Source organism: Methylobacterium sp. Leaf102 (genome assembly GCF_001422425.1).
In the GTDB taxonomy this organism is placed as follows: domain Bacteria; phylum Pseudomonadota; class Alphaproteobacteria; order Rhizobiales; family Beijerinckiaceae; genus Methylobacterium.
On sequence record NZ_LMMX01000037.1, the window covers coordinates 136,919 to 162,279 of the forward strand.

Annotated in this window: 21 protein-coding genes and 1 tRNA gene; 12 read left to right on the forward strand and 10 right to left on the reverse strand. The window is 66.6% G+C overall.

Annotated features, from left to right (window positions below; all coding sequences use genetic code 11):
- Positions 1-79 precede the first annotated feature (79 nt).
- The 3 genes from ASF27_RS16780 to ASF27_RS16790 form a co-directional block, all read right to left on the reverse strand.
- Positions 80-310, reverse strand: a complete 231-nt coding sequence (locus ASF27_RS16780) for a helix-turn-helix domain-containing protein (RefSeq protein WP_056361857.1) — start codon at positions 308-310, stop codon at positions 80-82.
- A gap of 110 nt (positions 311-420) precedes the next feature.
- Entirely contained in the window at positions 421-822 is a 402-nt protein-coding gene (locus ASF27_RS22920) for a transcriptional regulator (protein ID WP_056361860.1), read from the reverse strand.
- Positions 823-851: 29 nt separating this feature from the next.
- Positions 852-2,132 carry a site-specific integrase gene (locus tag ASF27_RS16790; protein WP_056361863.1) on the reverse strand — a complete coding sequence of 427 codons (1,281 nt, stop codon included), beginning with the start codon at positions 2,130-2,132 and terminating at the stop codon, positions 852-854.
- Positions 2,133-2,253: 121 nt separating this feature from the next.
- On the opposite strand from ASF27_RS16790, the gene ASF27_RS22425 reads away from it, so the two are divergent.
- Positions 2,254-2,324, forward strand: a tRNA-Lys gene (locus ASF27_RS22425).
- Positions 2,325-2,465: 141 nt separating this feature from the next.
- On the opposite strand, the gene ASF27_RS22430 is transcribed toward ASF27_RS22425, so the two are convergent.
- The 6 genes from ASF27_RS22430 to ASF27_RS23450 form a co-directional block, all read right to left on the reverse strand.
- Positions 2,466-2,615 carry a hypothetical protein gene (locus tag ASF27_RS22430; RefSeq protein ID WP_156398885.1) on the reverse strand — a complete coding sequence of 50 codons (150 nt, stop codon included), beginning with the start codon at positions 2,613-2,615 and terminating at the stop codon, positions 2,466-2,468.
- Between the two features lie 583 nt (positions 2,616-3,198).
- Positions 3,199-3,435 (reverse strand): hypothetical protein, encoded by a 237-nt coding sequence (locus ASF27_RS22435; protein ID WP_056173525.1) that lies wholly within the window; start codon positions 3,433-3,435, stop codon positions 3,199-3,201.
- 666 nt (positions 3,436-4,101) lie between these two features.
- Complete coding sequence (locus ASF27_RS16800) at positions 4,102-4,308, reverse strand: hypothetical protein (RefSeq protein ID WP_056173528.1); 207 nt, start codon at positions 4,306-4,308, stop codon at positions 4,102-4,104.
- A gap of 541 nt (positions 4,309-4,849) precedes the next feature.
- The gene (locus tag ASF27_RS16810) at positions 4,850-5,113 is read right to left on the reverse strand and encodes a hypothetical protein (RefSeq protein WP_210166284.1); all 264 of its coding nucleotides are present in this window, start codon (positions 5,111-5,113) and stop codon (positions 4,850-4,852) included.
- Between the two features lie 105 nt (positions 5,114-5,218).
- Entirely contained in the window at positions 5,219-5,419 is a 201-nt protein-coding gene (locus ASF27_RS16815; RefSeq protein WP_056361872.1) for a hypothetical protein, read from the reverse strand.
- 347 nt (positions 5,420-5,766) lie between these two features.
- Positions 5,767-5,898, reverse strand: a complete 132-nt coding sequence (locus ASF27_RS23450; protein WP_274533798.1) for a hypothetical protein — start codon at positions 5,896-5,898, stop codon at positions 5,767-5,769.
- 497 nt (positions 5,899-6,395) lie between these two features.
- On the opposite strand from ASF27_RS23450, the gene ASF27_RS16820 reads away from it, so the two are divergent.
- Positions 6,396-6,596, forward strand: coding sequence for an Rmf/CrpP family protein (locus ASF27_RS16820; RefSeq protein WP_056173544.1), 201 nt, complete (start codon positions 6,396-6,398; stop codon positions 6,594-6,596).
- 730 nt (positions 6,597-7,326) lie between these two features.
- Here ASF27_RS16820 and ASF27_RS16825 read toward each other — a convergent pair.
- On the reverse strand, positions 7,327-7,527 hold the full coding sequence (locus tag ASF27_RS16825; RefSeq protein ID WP_056262139.1) for a hypothetical protein: 201 nt from the start codon (positions 7,525-7,527) through the stop codon (positions 7,327-7,329).
- A 727-nt stretch (positions 7,528-8,254) separates the two neighbouring features.
- Here ASF27_RS16825 and ASF27_RS22440 point away from each other — a divergent pair.
- The 10 genes from ASF27_RS22440 (at position 8,255) to ASF27_RS16870 (ending at position 25,336) form a co-directional block, all read left to right on the forward strand.
- Positions 8,255-8,398 (forward strand): hypothetical protein, encoded by a 144-nt coding sequence (locus ASF27_RS22440; protein WP_156467567.1) that lies wholly within the window; start codon positions 8,255-8,257, stop codon positions 8,396-8,398.
- Positions 8,399-8,683: 285 nt separating this feature from the next.
- Positions 8,684-9,685, forward strand: coding sequence for a glycosyltransferase (locus ASF27_RS23495; protein ID WP_082479257.1), 1,002 nt, complete (start codon positions 8,684-8,686; stop codon positions 9,683-9,685).
- A 265-nt stretch (positions 9,686-9,950) separates the two neighbouring features.
- Positions 9,951-12,362 (forward strand): response regulator, encoded by a 2,412-nt coding sequence (locus ASF27_RS16835; RefSeq protein ID WP_056361878.1) that lies wholly within the window; start codon positions 9,951-9,953, stop codon positions 12,360-12,362.
- Positions 12,363-12,716: 354 nt separating this feature from the next.
- Positions 12,717-13,493: a cellulose biosynthesis protein BcsS gene (gene bcsS / locus ASF27_RS16840; RefSeq protein WP_056173566.1), complete on the forward strand. Its 777-nt coding sequence runs from the start codon at positions 12,717-12,719 to the stop codon at positions 13,491-13,493.
- A gap of 656 nt (positions 13,494-14,149) precedes the next feature.
- A complete protein-coding gene (gene bcsA / locus ASF27_RS16845) occupies positions 14,150-16,615 on the forward strand; it encodes a UDP-forming cellulose synthase catalytic subunit (protein WP_056361881.1) in 2,466 nt (821 codons plus the stop codon).
- Positions 16,615-19,233: a cellulose biosynthesis cyclic di-GMP-binding regulatory protein BcsB gene (locus tag ASF27_RS16850; RefSeq protein ID WP_056361894.1), complete on the forward strand. Its 2,619-nt coding sequence runs from the start codon at positions 16,615-16,617 to the stop codon at positions 19,231-19,233. The genes bcsA and ASF27_RS16850 overlap by 1 nt, the downstream gene beginning before the upstream one ends.
- On the forward strand, positions 19,230-20,465 hold the full coding sequence (locus ASF27_RS16855) for a glycosyl hydrolase family 8 (protein WP_056361896.1): 1,236 nt from the start codon (positions 19,230-19,232) through the stop codon (positions 20,463-20,465). The genes ASF27_RS16850 and ASF27_RS16855 overlap by 4 nt, the downstream gene beginning before the upstream one ends.
- On the forward strand, positions 20,450-22,441 hold the full coding sequence (locus ASF27_RS16860; RefSeq protein WP_056361900.1) for a tetratricopeptide repeat protein: 1,992 nt from the start codon (positions 20,450-20,452) through the stop codon (positions 22,439-22,441). The genes ASF27_RS16855 and ASF27_RS16860 overlap by 16 nt, the downstream gene beginning before the upstream one ends.
- An 8-nt stretch (positions 22,442-22,449) precedes the next feature.
- Positions 22,450-23,463, forward strand: coding sequence for a cellulose biosynthesis protein BcsN (gene bcsN, locus ASF27_RS16865; RefSeq protein ID WP_056262242.1), 1,014 nt, complete (start codon positions 22,450-22,452; stop codon positions 23,461-23,463).
- A 148-nt stretch (positions 23,464-23,611) separates the two neighbouring features.
- The gene (locus tag ASF27_RS16870; RefSeq protein ID WP_056305919.1) at positions 23,612-25,336 is read left to right on the forward strand and encodes a heparinase II/III family protein; all 1,725 of its coding nucleotides are present in this window, start codon (positions 23,612-23,614) and stop codon (positions 25,334-25,336) included.
- Positions 25,337-25,361 lie beyond the last annotated feature (25 nt).

The window sequence follows — 25,361 nt, forward strand, 5'->3', positions numbered from 1 at the left end:
TAATTCTGAAGCTAGCTTCGGGTCAATAGGTGATTATTGCAAAGGATATGGGGGGGGGGCAACTACCGGATATGGTGGATCAGCGACGGTTAGTCTGCCGTTCCATTTCGGCGATGAACTCGTCAATTGCCTCGGGGCGATAGCGGATCGTTGCCCGCTTGCCAGGGCCGAGGCGGATATAGCTCGGCCCCCGAAGCTGACTGCGCCATGCGGCGACGGTCTTCGCAGGAATATCAAGCCGCTCGGCGACTTCCTCCGTAGTGAGAAGGGTCGACTGAGACTTACGGATGGCGCTGGGCTGTGCGGACATGGCAGGCTTTCCACGGGCTTGTTTCGCTGCCCGCATCCTCACCAACCTGCGGCCGCGAGTACCCGAAGCCAAGGTGGGTATCCGTCATATCCTCCGCACGCCGACGGACGCTAATCGTCATCAGACGCGAGGCCCATGCGACGACGCCCGTCGACCCACCTACTGTGCTCTTCGAGCCACGCTTTGACGGTCATACCCCGCGCAATTCGCAAGCGTTCATCTTCCGCAACGGCATTCCGGACGCCGAGAGGAAACCGTTTGCGATCGCTCTTGGCGCGAACGTCAAGTTCCAGTCCGAGGGCGTCGAGCGCTCGGCTGACGAGCAGGAGGCCGGGACCCTTCGTATCTCCTGTGAGGGCCGACGACGCCCGCCAATTCTCGATGGTCCGCTCGCTGAGGCACACTTTCTCAGCGAACTCGGCCTGCGTGAGACCGGCGTCTAGAATCGCCAGGAAGATTGCCCGCAATACCTCGTTCGCGGCCTGAACGTCCGCTGAGGCGCCTTCGAGCACCTTCGGGGGCAGGCTTCGGCGACGATCTCTCACGCGGCGGCCCTTTCGGTCGTAGCCGTCTCACGGTGCCCAAGTGGCAGGCCGGCAGCGGCGAGAACTAGACCTTCCCACGCCTCGAAGGCCGCGACCCGCTCTTTCCAAAGCGGTGCCCGGTTGTAGATGCCGACGACGCCGCCGAACGATCCCGAAATGTGATTGATCGCGCGTTCGAGCACGGGCACCGGCACTCCAAGCTCACCGTGGGCATGGGTGACGAAGCTTCTTCGGAGGTCGTGAAGGGTCCAATGGGGGAGGGCGGTGGCCGCAGGATCGGAACGACGGAGGTTCGTCGCGATCAGTGCGTCTAAACGCTTCTTCGAACGATCGACGTTTCCTATCACGCTGCCCTCGGTCGTCGAGAAGACGAGACCCCGGCGGCTCGATCGCTTTGCGATGATGCGGACGCACGTAGCAGAAAGAGGCACGTCGTGCGCCTTTCGATTCTTCGTTCGCGAAGCCGGGAGGCGCCAGACCTTCGCTTCGGTGTTGACCTCCTCAGCGATCATTCCGAAGACCTCACCCTTGCGCTGCCCGGTCAGCATCAGGAGTCGAACGATCGCGCCGAAGTCGCTTTTCGCGCCCAACGCGGCGAGGTAGATTTGGCCGAGTTCCGGCAGGGATAGGACGCGCTCCCGGCGAACATCGGACCCGAATCGCTCAGTTTCCTTCACGAGGTTCACAGGGCACAGCCCGTTGGCCCGCGCCCACGAGTAAAATTTCCGAGCGTAAGCGCGGGCGAGATTGGCCGTCCTGAGCTTGCCGCGTCCCGCGATCGTTTGCAGCGCGTTGGCAATGTCCGCCTGCGTTACGTCTTCGAACGGCTTGCGGTCGAGCGCGGCAAATTCCCGTATGAGCACCCGGCGGTACTCGCTCGCTGTGCTCGGCTTCAACCGGGCGTCCACGTGCTTCGCTAAGAAGTCCTCGCGGACCTCGGCGAAGGAGCGGCGGGCCGCTGCCTTCACAGCGGCTTCCGCGCGGGCATGGGAAGGGTCTTCGCCCCGAGCTACCCGCCCGGCGAGGTCGCGCGCTAACCTCCGGGCCTCGTCGAGGCCGAGTTTACGATCGTCGGCGATCGTGACCATCCGCGACACGAGCGCGCCTCCGGTCCTAGCGCGGTAGCGGAACACATAGCATCGACGACCGGAGGGGTAGACTCGCACGCCGAAGCCCGGAGTCGCGTCCTCATAGACGATGTACTCCTTCGTCTCGGGAGCGAGACCGCCCACACGCCCAACCGTGAGCTTCGCGACGTTCGCCAATGTCCGCTCCATTCGAAATCCGTGCACAATCCGTGCACAGTTTCTAGCGGATTGTCGAGGCCACATGATCCCCATAGGGATTGTACGGCGCGGTAATACCCATATAAAACAACGGTTTAGTGCCTAACCCGTTGAGCGTGCTTCAGAAGCGGGTTCAGACTTTTAATCTGTAGGTCTTGGGTTCGAACCCCAACGCGCTCACCAAATTCCCCGGCCACCACGACGTACCGGGCCGCAATCTGCGTGCGGCCGAAGCGCTGCTGTTTCCACGGCTTGCTCTGCTGTTGCAACGCGCTTGCCGTCGTCCCCGGGGCTCCAATTGCCCCGGCCGGTCGGAGGGTGGCGTCAGGACCACACGCGAAGCACGATCATGAGGCCGATCGGGACGACGAAGATCAAGGCCGTCGCCCATTGGATGTCGTTCCGTGTGCTTTCCAGCGCGCTTTCCAACGCCGCGATGCGCGCCTCCAGGGCCCGAAACCTCGCCTCGTCCATCACCGGCTCCCTCGGCCTCTCTCACCTCGCCGATGGTGGAAGGACACGACCTCGGCTGTCCAGTTGAACACCGGGCCGTCGTGACACGAGGCACCGAGCCAGAGTCCGCACCGCCACGACGGAGCCGGCTGGGTGTCGTGAACGGCAACGTGTGGATTTACGACAAAAGACCAAGGTGCGAGGGGGCGAGTTCGCTGCGCTCCGGCTCGGCGGTTTATCGGGAAACCCGCCCCGTCTGGGCCGGTTTCGCACCATCCGGCATGAGGAGCGACGGCATGTCAGCGGTGAACGATCCCAGCCCCGGCCGAGTTCAAGCCGATCACAAGCCCGTTCCAGTCTGCGAATACGTGCAGGATGCCGTGGTCCGGGTCACCGGCACCTGCAGCAATCCTGCTCGCCGACATCGTTCCGACGGGCTATCGGTCCACGGAAATGGCCGGGATCCAGCAGGGGGATACGATCCTCGCGTTCAGGGCCGGCCCGCTCGGGATCATGGCGGCGCGCTGTGCGTGGCTGTTCGATGCCGGACGCATCATTGTCATTGAGGACGTCTTTCGCGGCACGACTGCGAAGACGGACCGGCTCAGCCCGTCGCCTTCGCATCCGCCTTATCGGCCAAGCCCTTCAATTCATCGGCACTCATCCAAGCGATCCCCGAGGGCGAGTGAATGGAATGAGCGATCAAACCCATGCCGATCTTCGTCTTCGCAGCCGCGAGGGCCTTCTCCGAACCCTCGTGCTCCTCGTGATTCCATTGCCCACTCACCTGATTGGTGGTGTCGCCCCAGAGAAGGGTCCACATGGTGATCTCCTTGACCATGAAGGGGAAACGGACCGCCCTCCATTCCAGTTTGGGACGGTCGAAGCACCAGCGGCTACCGTGTGGGCAAGCATTCTGATCCGCGCGCGAACAACACGAGATCGCCCTGCCGTGGATTGTTCAGCGCAAACGGTGTGTCGGACGCACGCGGAAGGAAACCGTTACCCAACTCACGCTCGAAGAACGGGTGCCCGACGGCGTAGAAGCAGCGGTCCTGGACGGCCTGATAATCGAACGACCGACGGAGAATCGGGGCACTTGCATCGGCGCCGGAACAATAGGCCGCGACCTCGACGCTCCCTGGACCGGACAGCCGAACCGCGCCGGTCGACCTTGGACGCACGGTCATCGAAAGCCCGTCATTCAGTGTCACGACCAGGGTATAGGGCGAGCGATTGTGGACGGACCGCAAGCAGTCGGCCGACGCAGCAGTTGATAGCGTACTTCCCAGGGTGACTGCCAGCATGAGGCCCCCCAACACTTGCTTCGTCCCACGCATCACTGGTTTTCCCCTGTGCACCTCAACGCGATCGCTTAAGCCATGGCCTGTATCCACGCCAGCGGCATTGCGGCACGAGACCGAACCAAATCTCTCCGCTGTCCTTTCGCGAACACGCGTCGAACGTGGCCCAGACTGAGCGTCCCGACCGCGAAGATTCTGACGGTCTAGCCCGAGAACGAACCGAAGCCCTCGAAGTCGGACGTCGGAGGAACGATCTTGGCCGGCAGGTCGTCCCATCCCCGGACCTCGCCGCGGCGATCGTCGCGGACGAGCTCCAGGGGACGCTTGCCATTCGTGACGCTCGGCGTATGGCGGACGTCGATCGACACATCGGAGAAGTCGAAATGGTCGGTCGTGATGTAGTTCCGCATTCAAATGATCCCGTTGATATGCCAGGGTTGCACGGATTGTTCAGTGAATGCGTGGCGCGGCACGACGTTCCTTATGGGGCACTCGAGCGACGCTACACGGGGCTTTTTCGATCGGCCCCGGCTGGGAAGGCGACGACATTCCATCTGATTGGCCGATCATCGGTGCCGCGGCTGTCGATGGACGTCTTTACCGTCGTGGACCGGATGGCCGTCAGCCGGTCGTCCAATTGAAGCCGATCATCGCGATCGCTCCGACGACGGTCATCCCGAGAAGAGCGAGACTGACGATTCGAACGCCCTTGTCGCCGGGATGGTTCTCCGACCCGTAGGATGGCCGAAGCGGACGGCCGCACCCGTCATCGGTGCCGCGCGGTTGGTTCGCGAGTCGGGTTGCATGGGTGTCGGGGTGGAGGGTCATCGATCCCTTTGGCAGCTGACGGAAGGTCCTGAGTAACGTCCCGAGGACCCACACGATCAGACGAACAGGTGCGACTCGATCGCCTCGCCGCTTCCGCGGAGACGATCGTGCGTCCGCGAGAGATCAGCCCAGAAGCCAATGAAACACGAGCGTCACCCCCGCGCCGACGATGGCCAGACCCAGCAGGGTGATGCTGCTGACCTGATCGACCTTATCGACGGTGTCTCCGACGCGGTGCTGCGGTTCAATCGTCGAACTCTGGCTGCCGACAGGTATAGAATCGGCGTTGACGACGTCCAGAGTTGTCTTGAGCGGTGTCGCGGTGGACCGGCTCTGCGCGTTCATGACTGTCACGCCTGCGAGATCGAACAGACGATGCGCGGACATCGGCCGATGGTGGCTGGGTCTGGAACGACTCGCTTGCGGCCTGACCACGGAATTCGGGGTTCGCTCACGGCGGCGCCTCGGTCGGCGACCGCCGCAACTCGTCGCTCAGGCGTTGCCACGCCCGCGATGGTTCGGATCGATACCGCCATCCGGCCCGGTCTCGTTCTCTATGTCGCCCTCGACGGTCGAATCCGCCGCGATGTCTTCGAAATCGTGGCCGGTCATCCCTTTGGATTGCCCGATACCCGGATTTCCTTTGAGATCTGCGTCCGTTGGGGTCTCGGTCTTCAAATGCTTGTTCGACATGGTGACTCCTGTTGCTTAGCTGGGTCGGCCCTGCCGGGAGGGCTGCCGGTGTATGTTTTCAACCCGACGGCAGGAGCCTCGTTCCTGGCTTTCGACCCCAGGCGACCCTGCGCCGCAACCCACATCGCAGACGCCGCACCGGTGGATCGTTCCCACCGATGGACCGAGCGCGAGATCGGCCCAGATTCATCCTCTGCCGCCGAGAGGGCGAGAGTCCGGTCGCCGAACGCAGCGTTTGGGGTGGCTTGGCGTCGGTTACGGCGCGAAGCAGTGCGGCTCCTGAACGAGCGCCCACGGGACGGTGGGCCTGCGCCCGCTCGCGTGGCGAGATCCCAGCCGCGGGGAGTTCAGGAACGCCGCTTCGCGAAAGAGAGGCTCCCGTGTGCTGCCCCCTTCAGCACCCAGAACCCGATACGGATATAGGCGAGCCACACGAGAAGTTGGCGGCGGATGCCGGTCGGAGCGTGGTCGTCGATCATGGCTGCGTCCCACGTGAGGCCTTGGAGCCCACCACGTCATCTAGTACTTTAGTACTGGTATAAATAGGGCCGCCCCGAGCGGCTACCTTCACGTTTCGGTGCGCCTTCACCGCAGCACCTCGGCCGTGCCTGGCGGAGCCGATTGTCGTAATCGGGAGCGTCGTTCTTGCTAAGTCCTACACGTGGAACGATTCACGGCACAAACGGACGGCCGGCAGCCGCATCGCGGCCGACGACCTGGATCGAGTTCGCGACGATGTCTTGTGCTCTTCGAACGCGAACGCTGGCGAACTCGTGAATGGGAAGGGCCTTGGCATCCGACACAACCGCTGCGACGAACGAATACCCCTCCCAAGGGGTTCTTTCGTCGACCCGACTTCACCCGCCCGGCGCGAAGCCCGGCGGGTTTTTCGTCGCACGCGCTGAGTTCCAATGATCCTCTTCGGCGGATTTCGCGTTTCCCCCGGCGAACTCCAGATCGCCAGGGAGATGATGACATGAGCTACGGCGCCACCGCGAGTGACAGTCCCTTCATCAAGGGTCGGAACGCCCGCCTCAACGGCAGGAGCCGAGAGGCCTGCCCCTACACCGAAGGCACTGCGGATTACGTTGCGTGGATGCAGGCCTTCGACGAGGCCGCGACCGACGATACCGGAACGGAATCCGGAACGATCGACCCGCAGAAGGCAGCCGAGTAGCACGCGCCACGCGTTCACTTCTCCTCACCCGCCCGGAGCGATCCGCGGCGGGCTTTTTGTGACTCGGTTCGAGCGGAAAGCCGAGGGAGGGGGAGACACGAATTGCTCAAACAGTAAGGCGGACATGGGAGAGGCCCGGCCACCATGGGTTGCCACTCGCTGAAATGGATCGACGCCAGACCAGATCCGTATTCCCTAATAATAAGATTTTATAATTGATTGATCCACTAATATCTATTGGAACAATAATTTGTCGAACGAATTCTAATACTGCCGCACATGGAGAACAAAATGCCGAAGATTATAACCCATGTCTTTGCCTCGGCTTTTCTGATTGTCAGCGGGGGGATATCGAATGCACAGGAACCCGAGACGACGGTCCCGTCGAGGACTTCACCGGCGGGCACGGCCGGTGAGATGCATAAGGGTGAGCAAATGAAGGCCGGTGAGATGGGTGGCGGTTCCGGGAATACGGGCGTTCCAGGCGCCTCACCCGCAGCCGATGGGAACAAGACGCAGGATTCTCGGACGACCAAGACACGAGACCGTTGAAACGGGATCCGCATCCGAAACGCAGCGAGAAATAACCCGTGTGATTCGCAGCTGCGGCGTTCTCTGCCAAAGCGCTTTCTCCCCACAGGGGACGCTTCGTGAGACGCTACCTCCACCCGCCCAGCTCCGGCTGCGGCGGGCTTTTCCGAAGCCGTCCGATCGGGCTCGCCGAATAGCGCTACTGGGTCCAGTACTCGTTCTGAGGGTCGTCGAGGTTCCGCGTGATCACCCGGCCGACCTCCTTCATCAACACACGCATCAGCGTGGCAAGGTGGGCGTCCCCCGAATCGAAGATGTCCTCCGCGAGGGCGAGCGTGAGTCGACCGAGCCGCTCACGGGTCGCAGCGTCCAGTTCCTTACCATCCTGCGGATCGGACATCGTTTCTCCCTCGCTCAAGGCGTTGCGCTCTTTTGCGCCACCACGATTGCGCGGCGACGTTCTCGGAAATATCAGTGCAAATATTACAGGCGCTCAACCTTGAAATCGACAAGACAACCGCCTTGCACAATGGCGCCTGTCACGATTTTGATCTCTCGCTAATCCGACTCATGGAACCGTTTCAGAAATTAATAACATTCCGGAGAGACAAATCATCGCGCAATTTGAATATTCAAATATTGATGATCAAATTTCTCTTATTGACGAATTGTTTTTGAGCGTCTATTTAAAAAACATAGCGATACGCCCAGACAGATCATACCGAACTATTATTTATGTAATTAATAAAATAACAACTCGGTCAAAAGATACTTATACTACGATGATGGCGACTTGAACATTGGTCCAGCCCGACAAAACAGACCCCGAGCCCCGACGGATTTCTATAGTCATTGGAAGATGCGACCAGGTGGCGCCCTCGGCATTCACATATATCAGAAGCACACGAAAATGTGCCCTCCAACCTTCGAAACGGGCGATGCCAACAGCAACGCCCAACCGTGGAGCTCGGGTTCGTCCGCCGTCATCGACCTTACGCAGGAGGGAACCAATAAGGATACAAGATCGAAAAACATCAAGCTTCCGCACCGGTCAAACAATGCGTTCTTCCCCATAATGCGCTAAGGTGAGGAAGAGTGATGTAATACCTCAATCCAGAGACACCAACGTGCCGACGCGCTACCGCTTTGACCTGGAAGATGATCGAACAGTATTCCGAGATGAGATCGGCGTCGAAACAGACGATCTCGATCACGCAATCGCTCAGGCTGTGTCGGCCATCGATGAACTGAGATTCATAGGCGTGACTTGAACACTTTACATCGGTTGGCATCTCGTCATCTGCGACGACAGCGGCACCGAGTTGAGGCGCGTCCGGCTTTAAACCTTATTCGGCCGAGAGCGGATCGGCCCGAAATTCACGGCGGTCAAAAGAACCACTGGGCCTCAGCAAGGCGTCAGCGACCGGGACCGGCACGCGGCTTCCCGCTTCCGGATTGGTGGGTGGTTCCAACGCGCTGCGCTCTGCGCTACGAGATCGCCGATGAGACTACGAAACTTCACACGAAAACTCGATTCCGACTTTCCGGCGAGCCGAATGCCGGGATTCGACGAGAAGTTTTACCTCGCTGCCTATGCCGATGTCCGACAATTCTCGGGCACCCCGTTGCAGCACTATCTGACGCATGGATGGAAAGAGGGGCGAGATCCAAGCCGCGGCTTCAGTGGCGACGGGTATCTCGCGGCGAATCCCGATGTCAAAGCGAGCGGTCTGAATCCGCTGGTGCACTTTCTCGGTCATGGATTGGCAGAAGGTCGGAAAGGATGGGAGAAGGAATCCCATTCCCCCGCACCTGTAGCACGACATCAATACGTTAGAGACAACCCGCTGCTCAATTCTCATGCCGAAAACAGTATGGTTTTCATGTATTGGGTGAGTCAGGATCTGAAGGAGCCTCCGGCAGCGCCGGCTTGGCGTGCCATCTACCCGAAGTTCACGGTCTTTTCCGATGACGATGTCGTACCATTGATGCCGCAGGCATTTGTGCCGATCTTCAAAGCTATTCGTCTGCCTTCCGCCAAATCGGACATCGCCCGCTTTTTCCTCCTACGCGAATACGGTGGCTTCTATATCGACGCGCATGTCGGGCCGACGTCTCCTGCACAATTGATGGAGACGCTCGATAAGCTGAATTCTCACGACCTGATCCTGTTCGGCAAAGGCTGGAGCATGACGAAGGTTACGGATTTCGACCTCATGAACGGGGTTCTGGCTGCACGAAAGAACTCCCCGTACATCGATCTGGTTCTTGATCGGATGATAGCGAACGTCCTGGAACATAAGAAAAAAGAAGACGCGACCGCCGCCTATGTTCCCTATGGACTTTTCGAGATGACCGGTACTTACGTCATCATACAGGCATACTTCGATCAGTCACTTCCTCGGCCTGAGATCAAAGCCGAGTATCGTGACAAGATATTCGTTCATTTCATGAGAAACGAAACGGATTCCGGGTTCGAAGTGGCGGCATTCTACACGTACCGGAAACCGAACAACCATTGGAGCGAGCGGCAAAACAGCGAGCGTTTCTTCATCTGAAGTCCCGAACGATGGCCGCAACGGATCCGGGTTGCGGGTCAGCCCCATGACGGCCTCGTGCTGGATGATCCGGCTGAAGGCCGTTTCGGGCGTCCGGGGGAAGCGGGCAACCGATGCTCCCCATTCCGGCCGAATCATCGGGCGCCGGAGTGTCTTCTGCTTTCGCCACGCGCCTTGTTAACGCGTCCTTATCCCCTTCCAGCCTCCGGTAGACATAGGCGCGTCGGTGACGCTTCGCGCCCGATTGCGGTGGAACCGGATACTCATGCTCGAGCGATTGCGGATCTCGCTGAAGGTCGTGAACGGCGTCCAGGTCGGACTCGTGGCGGGCCTCGCCTGCGTCGGCGCGTGGCTGATTCTGCCCACCGGTCGGGAATCCCTCGAGATGCGGGAGACCGCGCGCCTCGCGGCACGCAACCTCGCGGGAGCGATCGACCTCGGATTGAAATCCGTCGAGACCGATGCCCGTTCGGCAGCCATGCTCCTGAAGGTGGGCGAGTCGGCGGCGGACGACGAGCGGCGCGGCGACACCCTTCGCGAATGGCTCGGCCTCCATCCAACCTACGCCGACGCGATGCTGGTGGGTGCCGACGGTGCCGTGCGGGTCTCCGGCGGCGGTGGCAGCGCGCCGGTGGGTCAGGCTTGGTTCCGCCGAGCCCGCGGGGCCGACATCGCCGTGGCGACGGAGCGCGGCGCCGTTCATCTCAGCGTCGCACTGGGCGGCGATCATCTCGTGCTGCGCGTCGGACCGGCTTGGTTCGGCGAACTGGAAGCCCGCGTGCGCGACGGCCTCGCCGTGTCCACATCCCGACTCGCCCTCAGCGTGACGGGTGCGGACGGAATCCCGCTCTCGGGCGTCGCCCCTCCGCGTCCGCTGCCCGACGGCGCCGTCGAAGCCACGACGCAGACCAGCGGCGCTCAGGGATTGGCGAGCACCGGCTGGGCGGTCACCTCGGTGATGGCGCCGGCGCCCGCGAGTGTCCGGCTCCCGGACCGGACATTCGCACTCCTCGTCCTCACCATGATCTTCGGCGGCACGGGACTGGGCTACGCCGTCGCGATGCATCCCGCCCGGCGCCTGCGGCGCCTGGCCCGCCCCCTCGACACCGTTTCGGCACCCGACGAGGCGGCACGGATCACCGAGATCGACGACCTCGAGCGGGCACGCGACTCCCTCGCACCGCGCGACGATCGCGGGACGCGGGATGCCCGCACGGGGCTCGGCCGGATCCGCGCACGCCTACGCACCTTCGAGGCCATGTCGGGCTGGACCCTGTGGGAGGTCGATCCCTCGACCCGGCAGGTGATCTGGACGGACCCCAGCCACGAGACCGGACTCGCCGGCGACCGCTCGATTGCGCTGGACGAACTGATCGACGGCATTCTTCCGACCGATCGCGCCCTGATGCGGCTGACCATGGAGGCCGCCATGGCCGAGGACGGTCCGCACGACGTGGTGCTGCGCACCTCCCATGCGGGCCCGGAGGGCGGAGAGCGCCGCCTCCTCGTGCGCTTCCGGCGCGGCGAAGCCCGAGAGGAGGGCGGTGTCCGGCTCCTCGCCCTCAGCCGCGAAATGGACGACAGCCACGAACCGACGGCCGCCGTCAACGAGCGGCGGCGCGACGCGCCCCTCCGACGGGTCACCGACGGCATCGTCCACGACGTCAACAACGCCCTCACCGTGGTGACGGCCAATCTCGGCATCCTGAAGCGGCGCCATGCCCTCGGCACGGCCGAAGCGCGGCTGGTGGATGGGGCCCTGGCCGGCGCCGCGCGCGGGGCCGCCCTGACACGCCGGATGGCCGGGCTGGTCCGTTCGGACAAGGGAAGCCTCGCGGAGGCCGACATCGCAGCGACGGTGGCGTCGTTCCTGCCGTTCCTACAGGCGCAGGTGCTCGGTGAGATGCCGGTCATGAACCGCTTGGCCGCCGACCTGCCCACCGTGCGCTGCAGCGAACCCGTCATCGAGGTCGTACTCCTCAACCTCGCCTTCCACTTCCGCGATTGCGGCTTCGACGGGTTCGCCGTCGCGGGCAGCACGCACGAGACCGAGTCCGAGATCCTCCCCGGCCTCCTGGCGGGCCGCTATGTCCGCCTCGTCGTGGCCAGCGGCCGCCCGGCACGGCAACGCCCATCGCCCCCGGCCGGGGTCGCGCCGCTGGAGGCGGTGGCGGAACTGGTCGCGGGAATCGGCGGCCGCTTCGCGATCCAATCGGACGGGTCGGGGGCCGAGCCCTTCCTCGCCGACCTCTGGCTTCCGGCCGAGGCTCGTCGCGCGGAGGCCGCCCCAGAGCGGGCTGGCGCGACGCGCCTGCTACGCGTGCTCCTCGTCGAGAGCGACAGTCTCGTCCGAGCGTGCCTCGCCGAGGTGCTGACCGATCTCGGCCATGCTGTCGTCCAGGCGGCCTCCGGTGCACATGCCCTCGAAGCGCTCATGCGGGACGGTGCCTTCGACGCGATGATCACCGATTACGCCATGCCGGTGATGTCCGGCCTGCAACTCGCCGCGACGGTGGTCGAGCGTCATCCGGGGGTGCGCGTCATCATTGCCGGACCGCATGGCCACCTGCCGGCCACCGCCCGCCGGTTCCTCCAGCTCGACAAGCCGTTCCGCGAGGAGGACCTCGCCGCCATCCTCTCGGCCATCGCCGCGGCCCCCCTGGCCCACGCCGCCTGAAACGGGATCGGCCACCCCGGGATACCGGCCCGGGGGACAGGGATGCCTCGACGGCCGGTCCAGGCGGCCATGTCGTTCACCCGCCAGAACGCCGGTCCGGTTTCGCCCGTACCGCATGCGCCTCGCCGGTCGCACTGCGTTGTGGCATTCGCCGTGCGCAGCTGTCGGGTTCGTCGATGGTACGACCGGCCATCCGTCCATGAATGCTCATCGATGTCTCAGGACGACACAGGCCGCGCTCTGGAAGACTTTGAGCGGCAGACGGATATTAACCTTCATCGATCATGAATCGGACCGTGCGGTTCTCAGGAATCTGAGCCCAGGTTTTCGCAGGCACAAAGCGAGCTTCGATCCATGCATGGCCTGAAGGCGTCCGCCGTTCTCGGCACCCTCGTCGCTTTTCCGGCGACCGTGTTCGCCGCCGATCTTCCCAATCCCCGCACCACCAGCACCGAGTGGTACACCGGCGCCGAGGCGCAAGGCATCGACGACAGCTGGCGCGTCGCCGTGGACGGGTCCACCAGCGTCACCTCGAACAGCTCCGCCTTCGGCTCGGTGACGGGGACCATCGCGGCTGCCGGAACCCTGACCCAGAGCGGGCCGCGCGTGCGCATCGACGGCACTGCGGGGACCTACTCCTATCCAGGACAGGGCGTCGCGCAGCGCGTCACCGGTTACCAGCAGGAGGGCGCGGGCCTGCTCGGCTACGAGTGGATCTGGGCCGATGCGGCACTGGCCGGCTATCTCGGCTTCAACGTCCGCAGCAACCAGCTTTCCATCGCCGATCCGGGCAACCCCGTCGTCGGAACCGGGGTCGGCCTCAAGGTCGCGGCCAATTTCTACGCCACCCCCACGGACCGGACCATGGTCTCGGCCTACGGCTCGTACTCGACCAAGTTCAACGCCTATTACTCCCGTGTCCGGGCCGGCTACATGGTCGCCGACGGCGTCTATCTCGGCCCGGAGGCCCTGTTCCTCGGCGACGATTTCTTCCGGCAGTACCGTATCGGCGCGCACCTGACCGGCGTCCGGTTCGGGCCCGTGGCGATGTCGGTGGCGGCGGGCTTCGTCCAGGATCGCATCCAGGGCAGCGGCTACTATTCGAGTCTCGAAGCACGCATGCAGTTCTGAGGGGATCTCGGCGCACGGCCGGGCGTCATGTCCGCCGAATCGGATCTGGACCGCTCGAGTATCGCGTGGATCTGACGGCACGTCTGCGATCTTGTCGGACGCGTTCGCCACCCGAATCGGTCCCCGCGGCGGCATCGCTCGCGTGACACGCGCTCGGGTCCGGGTACCCTCGCACCGTGCAGCGACATTCTACCACAGGCACCGAATGCCCGGACGGCTCGACCTCCATCGATCGCCCGGCGCCGGCGCCGTCACCGCCTTACTGTGCAGTGCACAAGACATTTCTTCATCCGAGGCCGATTGTCAGATCGCCGTTGCGCCCTTGCGAGACGTTTCCGCTGGAACCAGGGGGAAAAACAATCGTCGGGCCCGGGAATTCCCTCGCGACGTCATAGATTCCGTATCCTGGACCTATCCTCTCCTCGCATCGCCGTCGTGCATTCATCGTTCTGGCAAATCGACACCTTCGCGGATTTGACGGTGTCCGATCCGTCCGGGTCGTACGCGACCGCTCCAGATCCTTCTGGCTGCCCCGAGGACGACTGTCGGCGCTTGTCCATCGACGCAAACAAGCCCTGATTAACCGGCTTTCATGCCTCTTTGGAAAGAACCCGGAGCCATACCGAGGTCCGGTGGGCGAAGAAGGAGCGCGGCGTGTGAGGATCGGGGTCCGATGGCTAGCGTGGATCGTCGCGACCGTTGCCGGTCTCGTCCTGCTCGGCCAGCCGGTCGGTGCTCAGAACCAGCTCGTGATGAGTCTCGCCGCGATGCTGGCGATGCTGGTGTTGTGGGTGTTCTTCGACGGCCCGCGTGCGCGCTTCGTGTTCCTCGCCCTCGGCTCCATGGTGGTGCTCCGCTACGTCCTGTGGCGGGTGACGAACACCCTGCCATCCCCGGGCGACCCCGTCGGCTTCGGCTTCGGCCTGGTGCTGCTGCTCGGTGAACTCTACTGCGTCTTCATTCTGTTCGTCAGCCTCATCATCAACGCCGATCCCCTCAGGCGTCCCCCACCTCCCTTGGCGGCGGCGGCGGACCTTCCCGAGGTCGACGTGTTCGTGCCGACCTACAACGAGGACGAGAGCATCCTGGCGATGACCCTCGCGGCCGCGCGGCAGATGGACTACCCGGCGGACAAGCTCATCGTCTGGCTGCTCGACGACGGCGGCACGGACCAGAAATGTGCGGATGCCGACCCCGCCAAGGCCGCGGCGGCGCGCCAGCGCAGGATCGACCTCCAGCGGCTGTGCGGCGATCTCGGTTGCCATTACCTCACCCGCGATCGCAACGAGCACGCCAAGGCGGGCAACCTCAACAACGGCCTCGCGCACGCACGTGGCGACGTCGTCGTGGTGTTCGATGCGGACCACGTGCCGTTCCGCTCGTTCCTCACCGAGACGGTCGGTCACTTCGCGCAGGACCCACGGCTCTTCCTGGTCCAGACCCCTCACGCGTTCCTGAACCCCGACCCCGTCGAGCGGAACCTGCGCACCTTCGACCGGATGCCGTCCGAGAACGAGATGTTCTATTCGGTGACGCAGCGCGGCCTCGACAAGTGGAACGGCTCGTTCTTCTGCGGGTCGGCGGCCCTCTTGCGGCGTACCGCCCTCGACGAGGCCGGCGGCTTCTCCGGCATCACCATCACGGAGGATTGCGAGACGGCGTTCGAGCTGCATTCGCGCGGCTGGACCAGCGTCTACGTCGACAAGCCCCTCATCGCCGGCTTGCAGCCCGACACGCTCACGGACTTCATCGGCCAGCGCTCGCGCTGGTGCCAGGGGATGTTCCAGATCCTGATGCTCAAGAATCCACTGTTCCAGAAGGGTCTCGAGCCGATCCAGAAGGTCGCCTACCTGTCGAGCATGACGTTCTGGTTCTTCCCCGTGCCGCGGCTGATCTTCATGTTCGCGCCGCTGCTGCACATCTTCTTTGACCTGAAGATCTTCGTCGCAAGCGTCGATGAGTCGATCGCCTACACGGCGACCTACATCGTCATCAACCTGATGCTGCAGAACTACGTCTACGGCAAGTTCCGCTGGCCGTTCGTCTCCGAACTATACGAGTACATCCAGGGCCTGTTCCTGGCCAAAGCCATCGTCTCCGTCATAGCCTCTCCGCGGAAACCGACCTTCAACGTCACCAACAAAGGTGCCACCCTCGACCACGACCACCTCTCCGCCCTGGCCGGTCCGTTCGTCGCCGTCTATCTGCTATTGCTCGCAGGCTGCGGCGTCGCCGCTTATCGCTACCTGTTCGAGCCCGGCGTCACCAACCTGATGTTGGTCGTGGGCTTGTGGACCTTCTTCAACCTGATCACGGCCGGCGCGGCTTTGGGCGTCTGCGCCGAGCGCAAGGTGACGGAGCGGACGCCGTCCCTCGTCGTCGACCGCCAGGGCGCGCTGACACTGGGCGGCCGCGTCACCGACGTGACGGTGGAGCGCGTCTCGGCCGAGGCCTGCACGGTTCGGCTGAATGCCGCCTTCCTCGCCCCCGGCATGGGGCTGAAGCCGCTGCCCGGCAGCCTGTCGGTGGTGCCGGTGCCGGGCGCCCGCAGGGCCGGCCCGCTCTCGGTGACCTTGCTCGGCGTCGAGCGCACGCGTGACGAGGCGATCTGCCGCCTCGGCTTCGGTGCGCTCTCGACACAGGATTACGTCGCCCTGTCGGGCCTGATGTACGGCGAAGCCGACGCCATGCGCCGGTTTCAGCTGCGCCGCCGGCGCCACAAGGACCTGTTCACCGGAACGCTGCAGTTCGTGTGGTGGGGCTTGGTCGAGCCCGTGCGCGCCCTGCGCTACGCCTTCCTGCCGAAGCCGGTGCCGGCACCCGCGGCCGAGGCCCCGGCGGCGACCCAGACCCGTCCGAGCGAGAGCCCGCGCCTGGGTCTACGTCCGCCCGACTCGAATTTCGACCAGTTCGGCACGGCCCCAGGGTCGGCCGGTCCGGGTCCAGCGGGCTCGGGTCCCACCGCCCCGGGCCCGGCGCCGATCCGGCCGGCCCCCGCAGCGGCTACGGCGAACGCACACGAGGCAGGGGCCGGCGACTGGGTCCGCCTGATGCTTGAGTTCGAGAACGAGCGCCGGCTTTCGGGCGGTCGTGCCGATCGCCGCAAGTCGGTGGCATCCTGATGCGCACGCTCTCGCGACGGCCTGTCCCACGGCTCCGCCGTCTGGTCCGCATCGTGCGGGCCACGGGCCTCTGCACGGTCCTGCTCGCAGGCGCGGCGAACGCACAGACGTTCCTCGGCGGCAGACCCTCCGACCGGTTCGGCGGGCCCCCGGCTCCCGAGACGCAGCGCCCGGCCACCGCCCCGACGGGCGGCCCCAAGCTCGGCAATTCGCCCCCGGGCGGTCCCACGGCGGGCCGGGTCACCGAGGCCGGATCGACCATCGCGTCGGCGCGACGACTGCCCTCCGGGACGCGCGGCATGCGCCTCTCGGGCGAGGCCGACAGCCTGCAATATCCGGTGTTCCTCACCCCCGGTCAGGCCCGCGGCCCGGCCCGGATGCGCGTCTCCTACCTGTCGGCGATCTCGGTGGCCCCGGAATCCTCCGAGCTGACCGTCACGGTCAACGACGAGAAGATCGGTTGGACCCGGGTTCAGGCGCCGGGCGCGGTCAAAGTGGTCGAATTCGCGATACCGGACGGTCGCTTGAAGCCGGGCTACAATGCCGTGCGGCTCAGCGTGATCCAACGCCACCGTGTCGATTGCTCCGTCGATGCCACCTACGAATTGTGGACCCAGATCGATCCGTCCCGAACGGGGCTGGTGGTTCAACCCGCCGGCCATGACCTCGACCTGCGCAACCTCGCGGCGCTCGAACCGGACGAGAGCGGCGCCCTGCCGGTGCGTGTCCTGCTCACCGAGAAACCGAGCCTGAAACGCCTGCGACGCATGATCGGGGCGGTTCAGGCGATCGCCCTGGTCGGGCGCCTCGCGCGGCCGGCCGTGGAGTTCGGCGGTCCGATGGCGGGCCGTGCCGGCCTCAACCTCGTGGTCGGCACGGCCGAAGAGTTGCGCGGCGTCGACGGCGTGGCCGACCTCGGCGCGATCACGGGACCCAAGCTCGCGCTGCTTCCCGACCGGAGCGACCGTGCCCCCACCCTCGTGGTCACGGGTGCGGGCGACGGCGACGTGGCCGAGGCGATCCAGACCCTGGCGCGGGCGCGGGCACCGGAGGGGGCCGGGGGCGAGGATCTCGCCGACCTCACTCGTGGCTACGAGGTCACGGGTGGCGAGACCCTGAGCCTCGATGCCGTCGGCATCGCCTCGCAGGAATTCAACGGCCGCCTGCTGCGCACGCGGTTCGAACTCCGGCTGCCCGCCGATTTCGTTCCGGCGGATTACGGGAAGGTGATGCTCCATCTGGCCGGGGCCTCCGCCGCGCGCCTGTCGCCGGAGGCGCGGATCATCGTCGACGTGAACGGCCGGAACGCCGCGAGCGTCCCCCTGGCCTATGCCAATGGGGAGCTGTTCGAGGACAGTGCGGTTCCGCTCCCCCTCGGCCTGTGGCGGCCCGGCCTGAACCGGATCGACATCTCCGCCCAGGTGCCGACGGACGCCGACCGGACCTGCGACACCCTGCAGCCGGGCTCGACCCAGGCGCGCTTCCTGCTCCTCCAGAAGACGCGCATCGTGATTCCGCGCCTCGCGCGCGCCGTGCGCAATCCGGATCTCGCCGCCGTGAAGGGCGGGGCGATCCCGTTCATCGCCGCCGGAGGCCAGCCCCGGCTCGTCCTGCCGACGCCGGACCGGGATTCGGCCGCCGCCGCCGCGGTGATCGCCGCCCGCCTCGCCATCGCGGCCAAGCGGATCATCGACTTCGAGGTGACCTCCGACCACGAGGGCGGGCGCGGCCCCGCCCTCGTGGTCGCCCCCGCCCGTGCACTCAATCCTGCCACCGTCGCGTCCGTGGGCCTCGACCCCGACCGTATCCGGCAGGGCTGGGAGGGTCGGGCCGAGACCGTCGCGGCGCTGGGACCCGCCGGCGCCGAAGGGATCCTCACCCTCGACCGGCTCCGGCGCAACGTTCCCATGCGCTGTGCCTTGCCATCCGCCGTGATGCCGCTTCGCCTCGCGGACGGAGCCGCCGAACGGGTCCGCGAGCGCCGCGCCGGACCGCCCGCCACACCGGTCCCGGCCCCGATGCAGACCGCCTCGCCCCTCGTCCAGCTCTCGGGCGCCGACGGCGACGGCGGCTCCTCGTCGGGGGACCTCGTCGCCAAGTGGGACCAGCGCCTGCGCGCCGGCCCGTCCTCCCTCGACACCCTGGCGGACGCCGGCAATGCCATCTCGGATCGCGCCCAGCAGGTGTGGCACGCCCTGGTGGACGGGGTCGGGATGGCGCCGGGCAAGTCCGTCGAGACCTTCGATGCCCGGGCCTCCCTGATCGTCGCCCAGGGCGCCGGTGCCTCGTTCGATTCCAGCGTCGTCCTGGTGACCGCTCCGAATGCGTGGCTCCTCAAGGCTTCGGCGTCCTGCCTCGTCGATCCGCGGGTTTGGACGAACCTCTTCGGACGTGCCGCCTTCCTCGACGCGGCGGAAGGCACCTTCACCATCGACCAGCCGGAGAGCGTGAGCGTGATCGAGACCCAGCCGCGCAGCCTGTCGAACCTTTGGCTGCTGGCCGCCGCGTGGCTGTCGCTCAATCCCGCGATCTACGTGGTCCTCATGCTGCTGGTGGCGCTCTGCCTCGGCCTGGCGACGGCGGCCCTGGTGCGCGATGTCGGCCGGAGCAACCGATGAAGCCGCTCGTCCACCGCGTCCGCGGGCTCGTCATGGCGGCCGCCCTCGGCCTCGCCCCGTCCATCGCGCCCGCGCAGACCACACCGAAACCGGCGCAGGCCCAGAAAGCCGAGCCGGCCGACGAGCCGACGCGCGAGATGTCCCGTCCCGCTCCCACGGGAACCGCCGTGCCGCCATCCACCGCCCTGCCGTCCGCCCCGGGCGATGGGAGCGGCCCAGCGACCACGGTCCCGGTTCTGGCGGGCGCCCTCGGGGATTCGCCCGGATGGCGCACCTACCGCGCCCGGTTCGTCACCGCGGCGGGGCGTGTCGTCGATACGGCGAACGGGTCCATCAGCCACAGCGAAGGCCAAGGTTACGGCATGCTCCTGGCGGTGGCCGCCGACGACCGCGCCACCTTCGAGCGGATCTGGGGATGGACCCGCGCCAACCTGATGGTTCGCTCCGACGCGCTCCTGGCCTGGCGCTGGGCGCCGGACCAGCGCCCGGCCGTGTCCGACCTGAACGACGCCACGGATGGCGACCTCCTCGTCGCCTGGGCCCTCACCGAGGCGGCGGAAGCCTGGGGCGAAGGCGCCTACCGCACGGCCGCGCGCCGCATCGCCGTCGAGGTCGGCCGCAAAGCGATGCTGTTCAAGGACCCGCACGGCACTCTCCTGCTTCCGGCGGTGGCGGGGTTCTCGGCGGCCGACCGACCGGACGGCCCGCTGGTGAACCTGTCCTACTGGGTGTTTCCGGCGTTCCAGCGCCTCGGTCTCGTTGCCCCGGAATACGATTGGCAGGGCCTGATCCGGAGCGGAATCGACATCCTGCGCCAAGCCCGGTTCGGACCGTCACGCCTTCCCACGGAGTGGATCTCCATGAAGGCGGAGCCCCGCCCGGCCGACGGCTTTCCGGCGCTGTTCTCCTACAACGCGATCCGCGTGCCGCTCTATCTCGCCTGGGCGGGGGTGGGACGCCCGGAGGATTACGCGCCGTTCGCCACCCTGTGGAACAGCACGGACGTCGATCGCCTGCCCATCGTCGACACCCGCGACGGGCGCGCCGTCGAATGGCTCACGGAGAGGGGCTACGCCGCGCTGGCCAGCCTCGTGGCCTGCGCCGCCGATGGCCGGGCCGTTCCGGCCGATTTCGAGACGGTGCGCGACACCGAGAACTACTATCCGACGACGGTGCAGCTCCTCAGCATGGTCGCGGTTCGGATGAGGTACGCGTCATGCCTGAAGCGCTGAACCGTTCCTTCGGCAGCGAAGCCGTGCGCGTTGGCCTCGGGCTCCTCCTCGCCAGCGGTGTCGCCGGGGCCGCATTCGCCCAGACGCCGACGCCCGGTCGGCAGGTCGTCTATGGCGATGGTGCGCGTGCGCCCGCCATCCTGGCGGCTCCCACCACGGCCGCGACCCCCGGCATGGTGGACGAGAGCGCCCTGCGCTACTACGCGGCCCAGAAGCAGACGGCCCGGATGAAGGCCGAGATCGGCCGTCTGAAGCGGCTGTATCCGGGCTGGACCGAGCCGGAGGACCTCGACACCCTGAAGCCGAGCCCGCCGGAGGAAGCCCCGCTCTGGGACCTCTTCACCGCCGGCCGCTTCGACGACCTGCGGGAGGCGATCGCCAACCGCCGGGCGTCCGACCCCGCCTGGCAACCCTCCGAAGAACTGACGCGCAAGCTCCTGCGGGCCGAATTCCGAAGCCGGATCACCGCCTTGGGTACCGCACAGGGGGCAAAGCGCGCCGAGGATGTGGTCGCGCTGTATCGGGCCGACCAGGCCGCCCTCGACCCGTCCGACGTCGAGAGCATCTGGACCATCGCGGACAGCCTCGCCGCCATGGGCAGCACCGAGGAGGCGCAGACGCTCTATCGCTCAGTGCTTCAGGGCAACGCCGATGCGGGCGCGCGCCGGGCCACGATCCAGAAGGCCATGGCCTACCTGAAGATGGCTCAGGCCGAGGAACTCATCGCCCTCGGCCGCGGCGAGGCCGACCGGAAGGGCGACGGGAAAGCCGAGTTCGATCCGATCCGCCTCGACATCACCCGTGCGCAGATCGCCGCGTTTCTGCACGACGACCCGGCCCAGGAACCCAAGGTTCCGGACCTCGCGGCGTTCCAGGCCTACGCCAAGGCGTCGAACGATCCAGGCCAGACCAGCCTACTCGGGTGGTACGGCTACAAGCGGCGCCAGTATCGCGACGCCCTCGACTGGTTCAAGCTCGCCATCGCGCATGGCGGCGACGCCATGGTGGCGCACGGCCTCGCCCACACCCTGCGGGCCCTCAATCGGGTGCGGGACGCCGAGGAGGTAGCTTATGCGTGGCGGGACCGTTTCGTCGGCAACGAAATCCTTTACATCGATCTGCTGGAGCGCCGCCTGACGCAGGCCAACCCACCCTTCGTCGAGCCGGCCCGCATCGAGCGCTACGCGAAAGTGGTCGCGGCGTCCGGCTCGGGCGAGGGCGCCCAGGCCCTCGGCTGGTACGCCTACAATTCCTGCCAGTTCGAGGCGGCCCTGGAGTGGTTCCAGCGGGGCGTCGCTTGGCTCCCGGGCGAGACCACGGTGCTCGGCTACGCCCTGACCCTGCAACGGCTCAAGCGCCAGCGCGAGTATCTCGAGGTGATCAACCGCTACGACGGCCTGTTCCCGAAGGTGGTGGACCTCCTGTTCCGCGAGGATGTGGGCGGACCGCCGCTGCCGTGCCAGGCGACGCCTCAACCCGCTGCGCGGCAGGCCGCCGCCGCACCGCCGGCTGCCGAGCCGAGCTATGGCCGGGTGCCGAAGCCCGGAACGTCCGCCCCGGGCGCCGCCGGCCTGCCGCCCGCGATCCAGCGCAAGGAATTCCCCCTCGCCGTCGCCCTCGACAACCCGCTGCGCTTTCCGGCGCCGTCGGCGCAGCGCCTCGTGACCGAGAACCCGCCCGGCACTTATGCGCCGGAACCGGTCATGCCGGCGCCACCCCTCGTGGCACGCCGGGTTCCCGGCGCGGGCGCCATGCCCTACGAGCGCTACGGCTTCGCCCTGCTGCCCGGCTACAACGGGAGCGACAAGCCGAGCGGCATGCCGCTTCCGGCCGCCGGTACCTTGTGGCGGCAGCAGGAGGCGGAGCGGACGGCGGTGCCGGGTCGCTCGGTTTCCGAGGACGATCGTTTCTCGGCGCCCGGCCGCGCCTCGGCGCTCGACGCAACCGGCGCGGACACTCGACGGGGCCTGCCTTGATCCACCACGTGCGCCGATTTCCTGCTGCCCGGTTCGCCGCCACCGCGGCCTTGGCCCTGCTCGCCATCGGCCCGGCGGCGCAGGCGGCGCCCGTACTGCGCCTGCCGGGCGCCGGGCGGGTGGTCGCCACGAACGACACCCTCGTGCGCGACGGCTTCGATCAGCGCATCCAGTTCGGCGGTGGCGCCGGCACCAATGCGGCGAATCTCGCCCTGCGCACTCAGACCGCCGATCTCGTCCTGGCTTTTCCGGCGAACCTGGCGCGGCCGAACCGCGCCGGGATCGACGCCGAGATCGCCGCCCTGTTTCCCGGTCAGATCCTGCGCGTGCTTCCGGTTCCGCGCCGGAACGCCTACGGCCCCGTCGGCATGGCCGTGGGTGCCGACTGTCTCTACGCCTGGCAGTGGATCGACCTGACCCCCGCCATGATGCAGGCCTCCGGCCGACCGCGCCTGTTCGGCGCCCTGAGCCGACCCGATCCCATCGGGGCGCTGTCGCTCCGCATCCGCCTGTGCCGGACCGAGCAGGCCAGCCTGCCGGACCTCATCGCAGCCGTGGAGAGCATGAGACTGGACCTTGTGGCGCGTCCCCGGGCGGATGTGGGGATCGCGCCTGCCGGCACCGAGCCCACCCGCATCCGGCGCCGCCCCCGCCCGGTCGCGGGCGCAGAGACGGCGCGGAGGGAGCGCGCCACGCCGCCGCGGCCGGTCGAGGCACGGACGAGACCCGAGCCCGCGCCCAAGGCCGGCGCCGTACCGGAAGCGGCCGGTCGCCGATTCATCGCCCCGGCGCCCTCGAACGAGGCTGTCGCGGCACCCGTCACCCGTCCGGTGCCGGGTGCCGTACCGGGTCCCGCGCCCGGCGGCCGGTACATCACCGATGTAATCCAGCAGCCCGAGGCGCCGGCCCGCGGGGTTCCGACGCCCGCGCCCAATCCGGTCGGGCGGCCGACGGGCGGTGAGGCCGTATCGTCGGACCTTCCAGCCCAGGCCTATCGCCCCGGCCAGCGCAGCCCTCGCTGAAACGCCCGCGACGGCGTCTTTCCCGCGATCGCGATCACGCCCCCTCGACCGCCCCGTCTTATGAGGTTAACCAACCCTTAAGACGCACGGCCTAGGTTGAGGGCGAGGGAATCCGGCCATATGCCGGTCCTTCGGGAAGGGAGACGGCGTGCGTTGGGGGGCTGATCGCTGGCGGTTCTATCGGCTGATCGGCCGCGAGGTCGCTCAGGTTGCACGCAATATCTATGTGGGCGCCACCGGACGACCCGATATTCTTGCGGGTGCCCGGGTCACCGGCCTCGTCATCGCGCCCCATGACTTGCGCACCAGCGATGCCACTTTCGCGGACGACATCTATGCCGGATTGTTCGTCTTCGCCGGGCGGTCCCTTTCCGTCAGCGGGCGTTCGCCGTTCGATTACGCGCCGCCATCCCCCGAATGGGCCGACGCCCTCTACGGTTTCGGCTGGCTGCGCCACCTGCGCGCCGCCGACACGGCCCTGGCCCGCGCCAACGCCCGTGCGTTCGTGGCCGACTTCATGGCCGGGCGCGGCGAGGCGGGGCTCGCCAAACCGACGCCCGTGGCGGCCCGCCGGCTCATCGCCTTCCTGTGCCAGTCCCCCCTGGTGCTGGAGGGGGCCGACCACGCCTTCTATCAGGCCTTCCTCAAGACCATCGGCCGGACTGCGCGCGATCTCGAGCGCGACCTGCGGCGTGGGATCTCCCCCCAGACCCGGCTGCTCGCCGCCGTCGCGCTCTGCTACGCCGGGCTGTGCTGCGAGGGCATTCAGCCGATCCTGAGGCGAGCCACGCGCATCCTCGTGCGCGAACTCGAACGTCAGATCATGCCGGATGGCGGCCACCGCAGCCGCGATCCGCGCTTCGCCATGGAGCTGCTCCTCGACCTCCTGCCCCTGCGCCAAAGTTTCCTTGGGCGCGGCATCGACCCGCCGGAGGCGCTGCTTCACGCCGTCGACCGGATGCTGCCCCTCTTGCGGCTCCTGCGCCACGCCGACGCCTCGCTGAGCCACTTCAACGGCATGGGCGCCACCGCCGCCGACCATCTGGCCACCCTGCTGGTCTATGACGGTGCCATGGCCCAGCCCCTCATGCACGCGCCAAATTCGGGCTACGAGCGCCTAGAGGCCGGCCGCGTGCTCCTGGTCGCCGATGTCGGTGCGCCGCCGCCGCTGGTCGACTCGATCAACGCCGGAGCGGGCTGCCTCTCGTTCGAACTCTCGAGCGGCCCCCAGCGCATCGTCATCAATTGCGGCCTGCCGGCGAGCGGTCCGGAACTCCGGCGCCTCGCCCGCAGCACCGCCGCCCATTCCACGGCGACCATCGCCGATTCCTCTTCGTGCCGGTTCCTCACCGGGGGCGGGGCCTGGTACGAGCGCTGGGCGGTGACGTGGCTCGCCAGCCGCATCGGGCCCGTGGTCCTGCGCGGCCCCAAGGCCGTGAAGGCGGAGCGCACCCTCGATCCCGACGGTACGCGGGTGCTCGCCGCCCGCCACGACGGCTACGTCCCGGATTTCGGCCTCGTCCACGAGCGGCGCTGGCGCCTGGCCGCCGACGGGTCGGTTGTGGAAGGCGAGGATGCCTTCGTACGGTCGGGGTCGGCACGCGCGAGGGCCCACGAGGTCGCGATCCGCTTCCACCTCCACCCCGCCATCGCCGCCCGCGGCCGAGAGGAGGGCGGCCTCGAGCTCGTCTCGCCCATCGGCGAGGTCTGGCATGTCGAGGCCGAGGGCGCGCAGATGGCCCTGGAAGAGAGCGTCTACTTCGCCGGGCTGACGGGCGCACGACGCACGGACCAGATCGTCCTCTACCTCACGGTTTCGGAGGACACCCGTGTGCGCTGGCGCTTCGCCAGGGCGACACCCACGACGGGCTGAGGACCACCCTGGTCGCCTGCCGGGA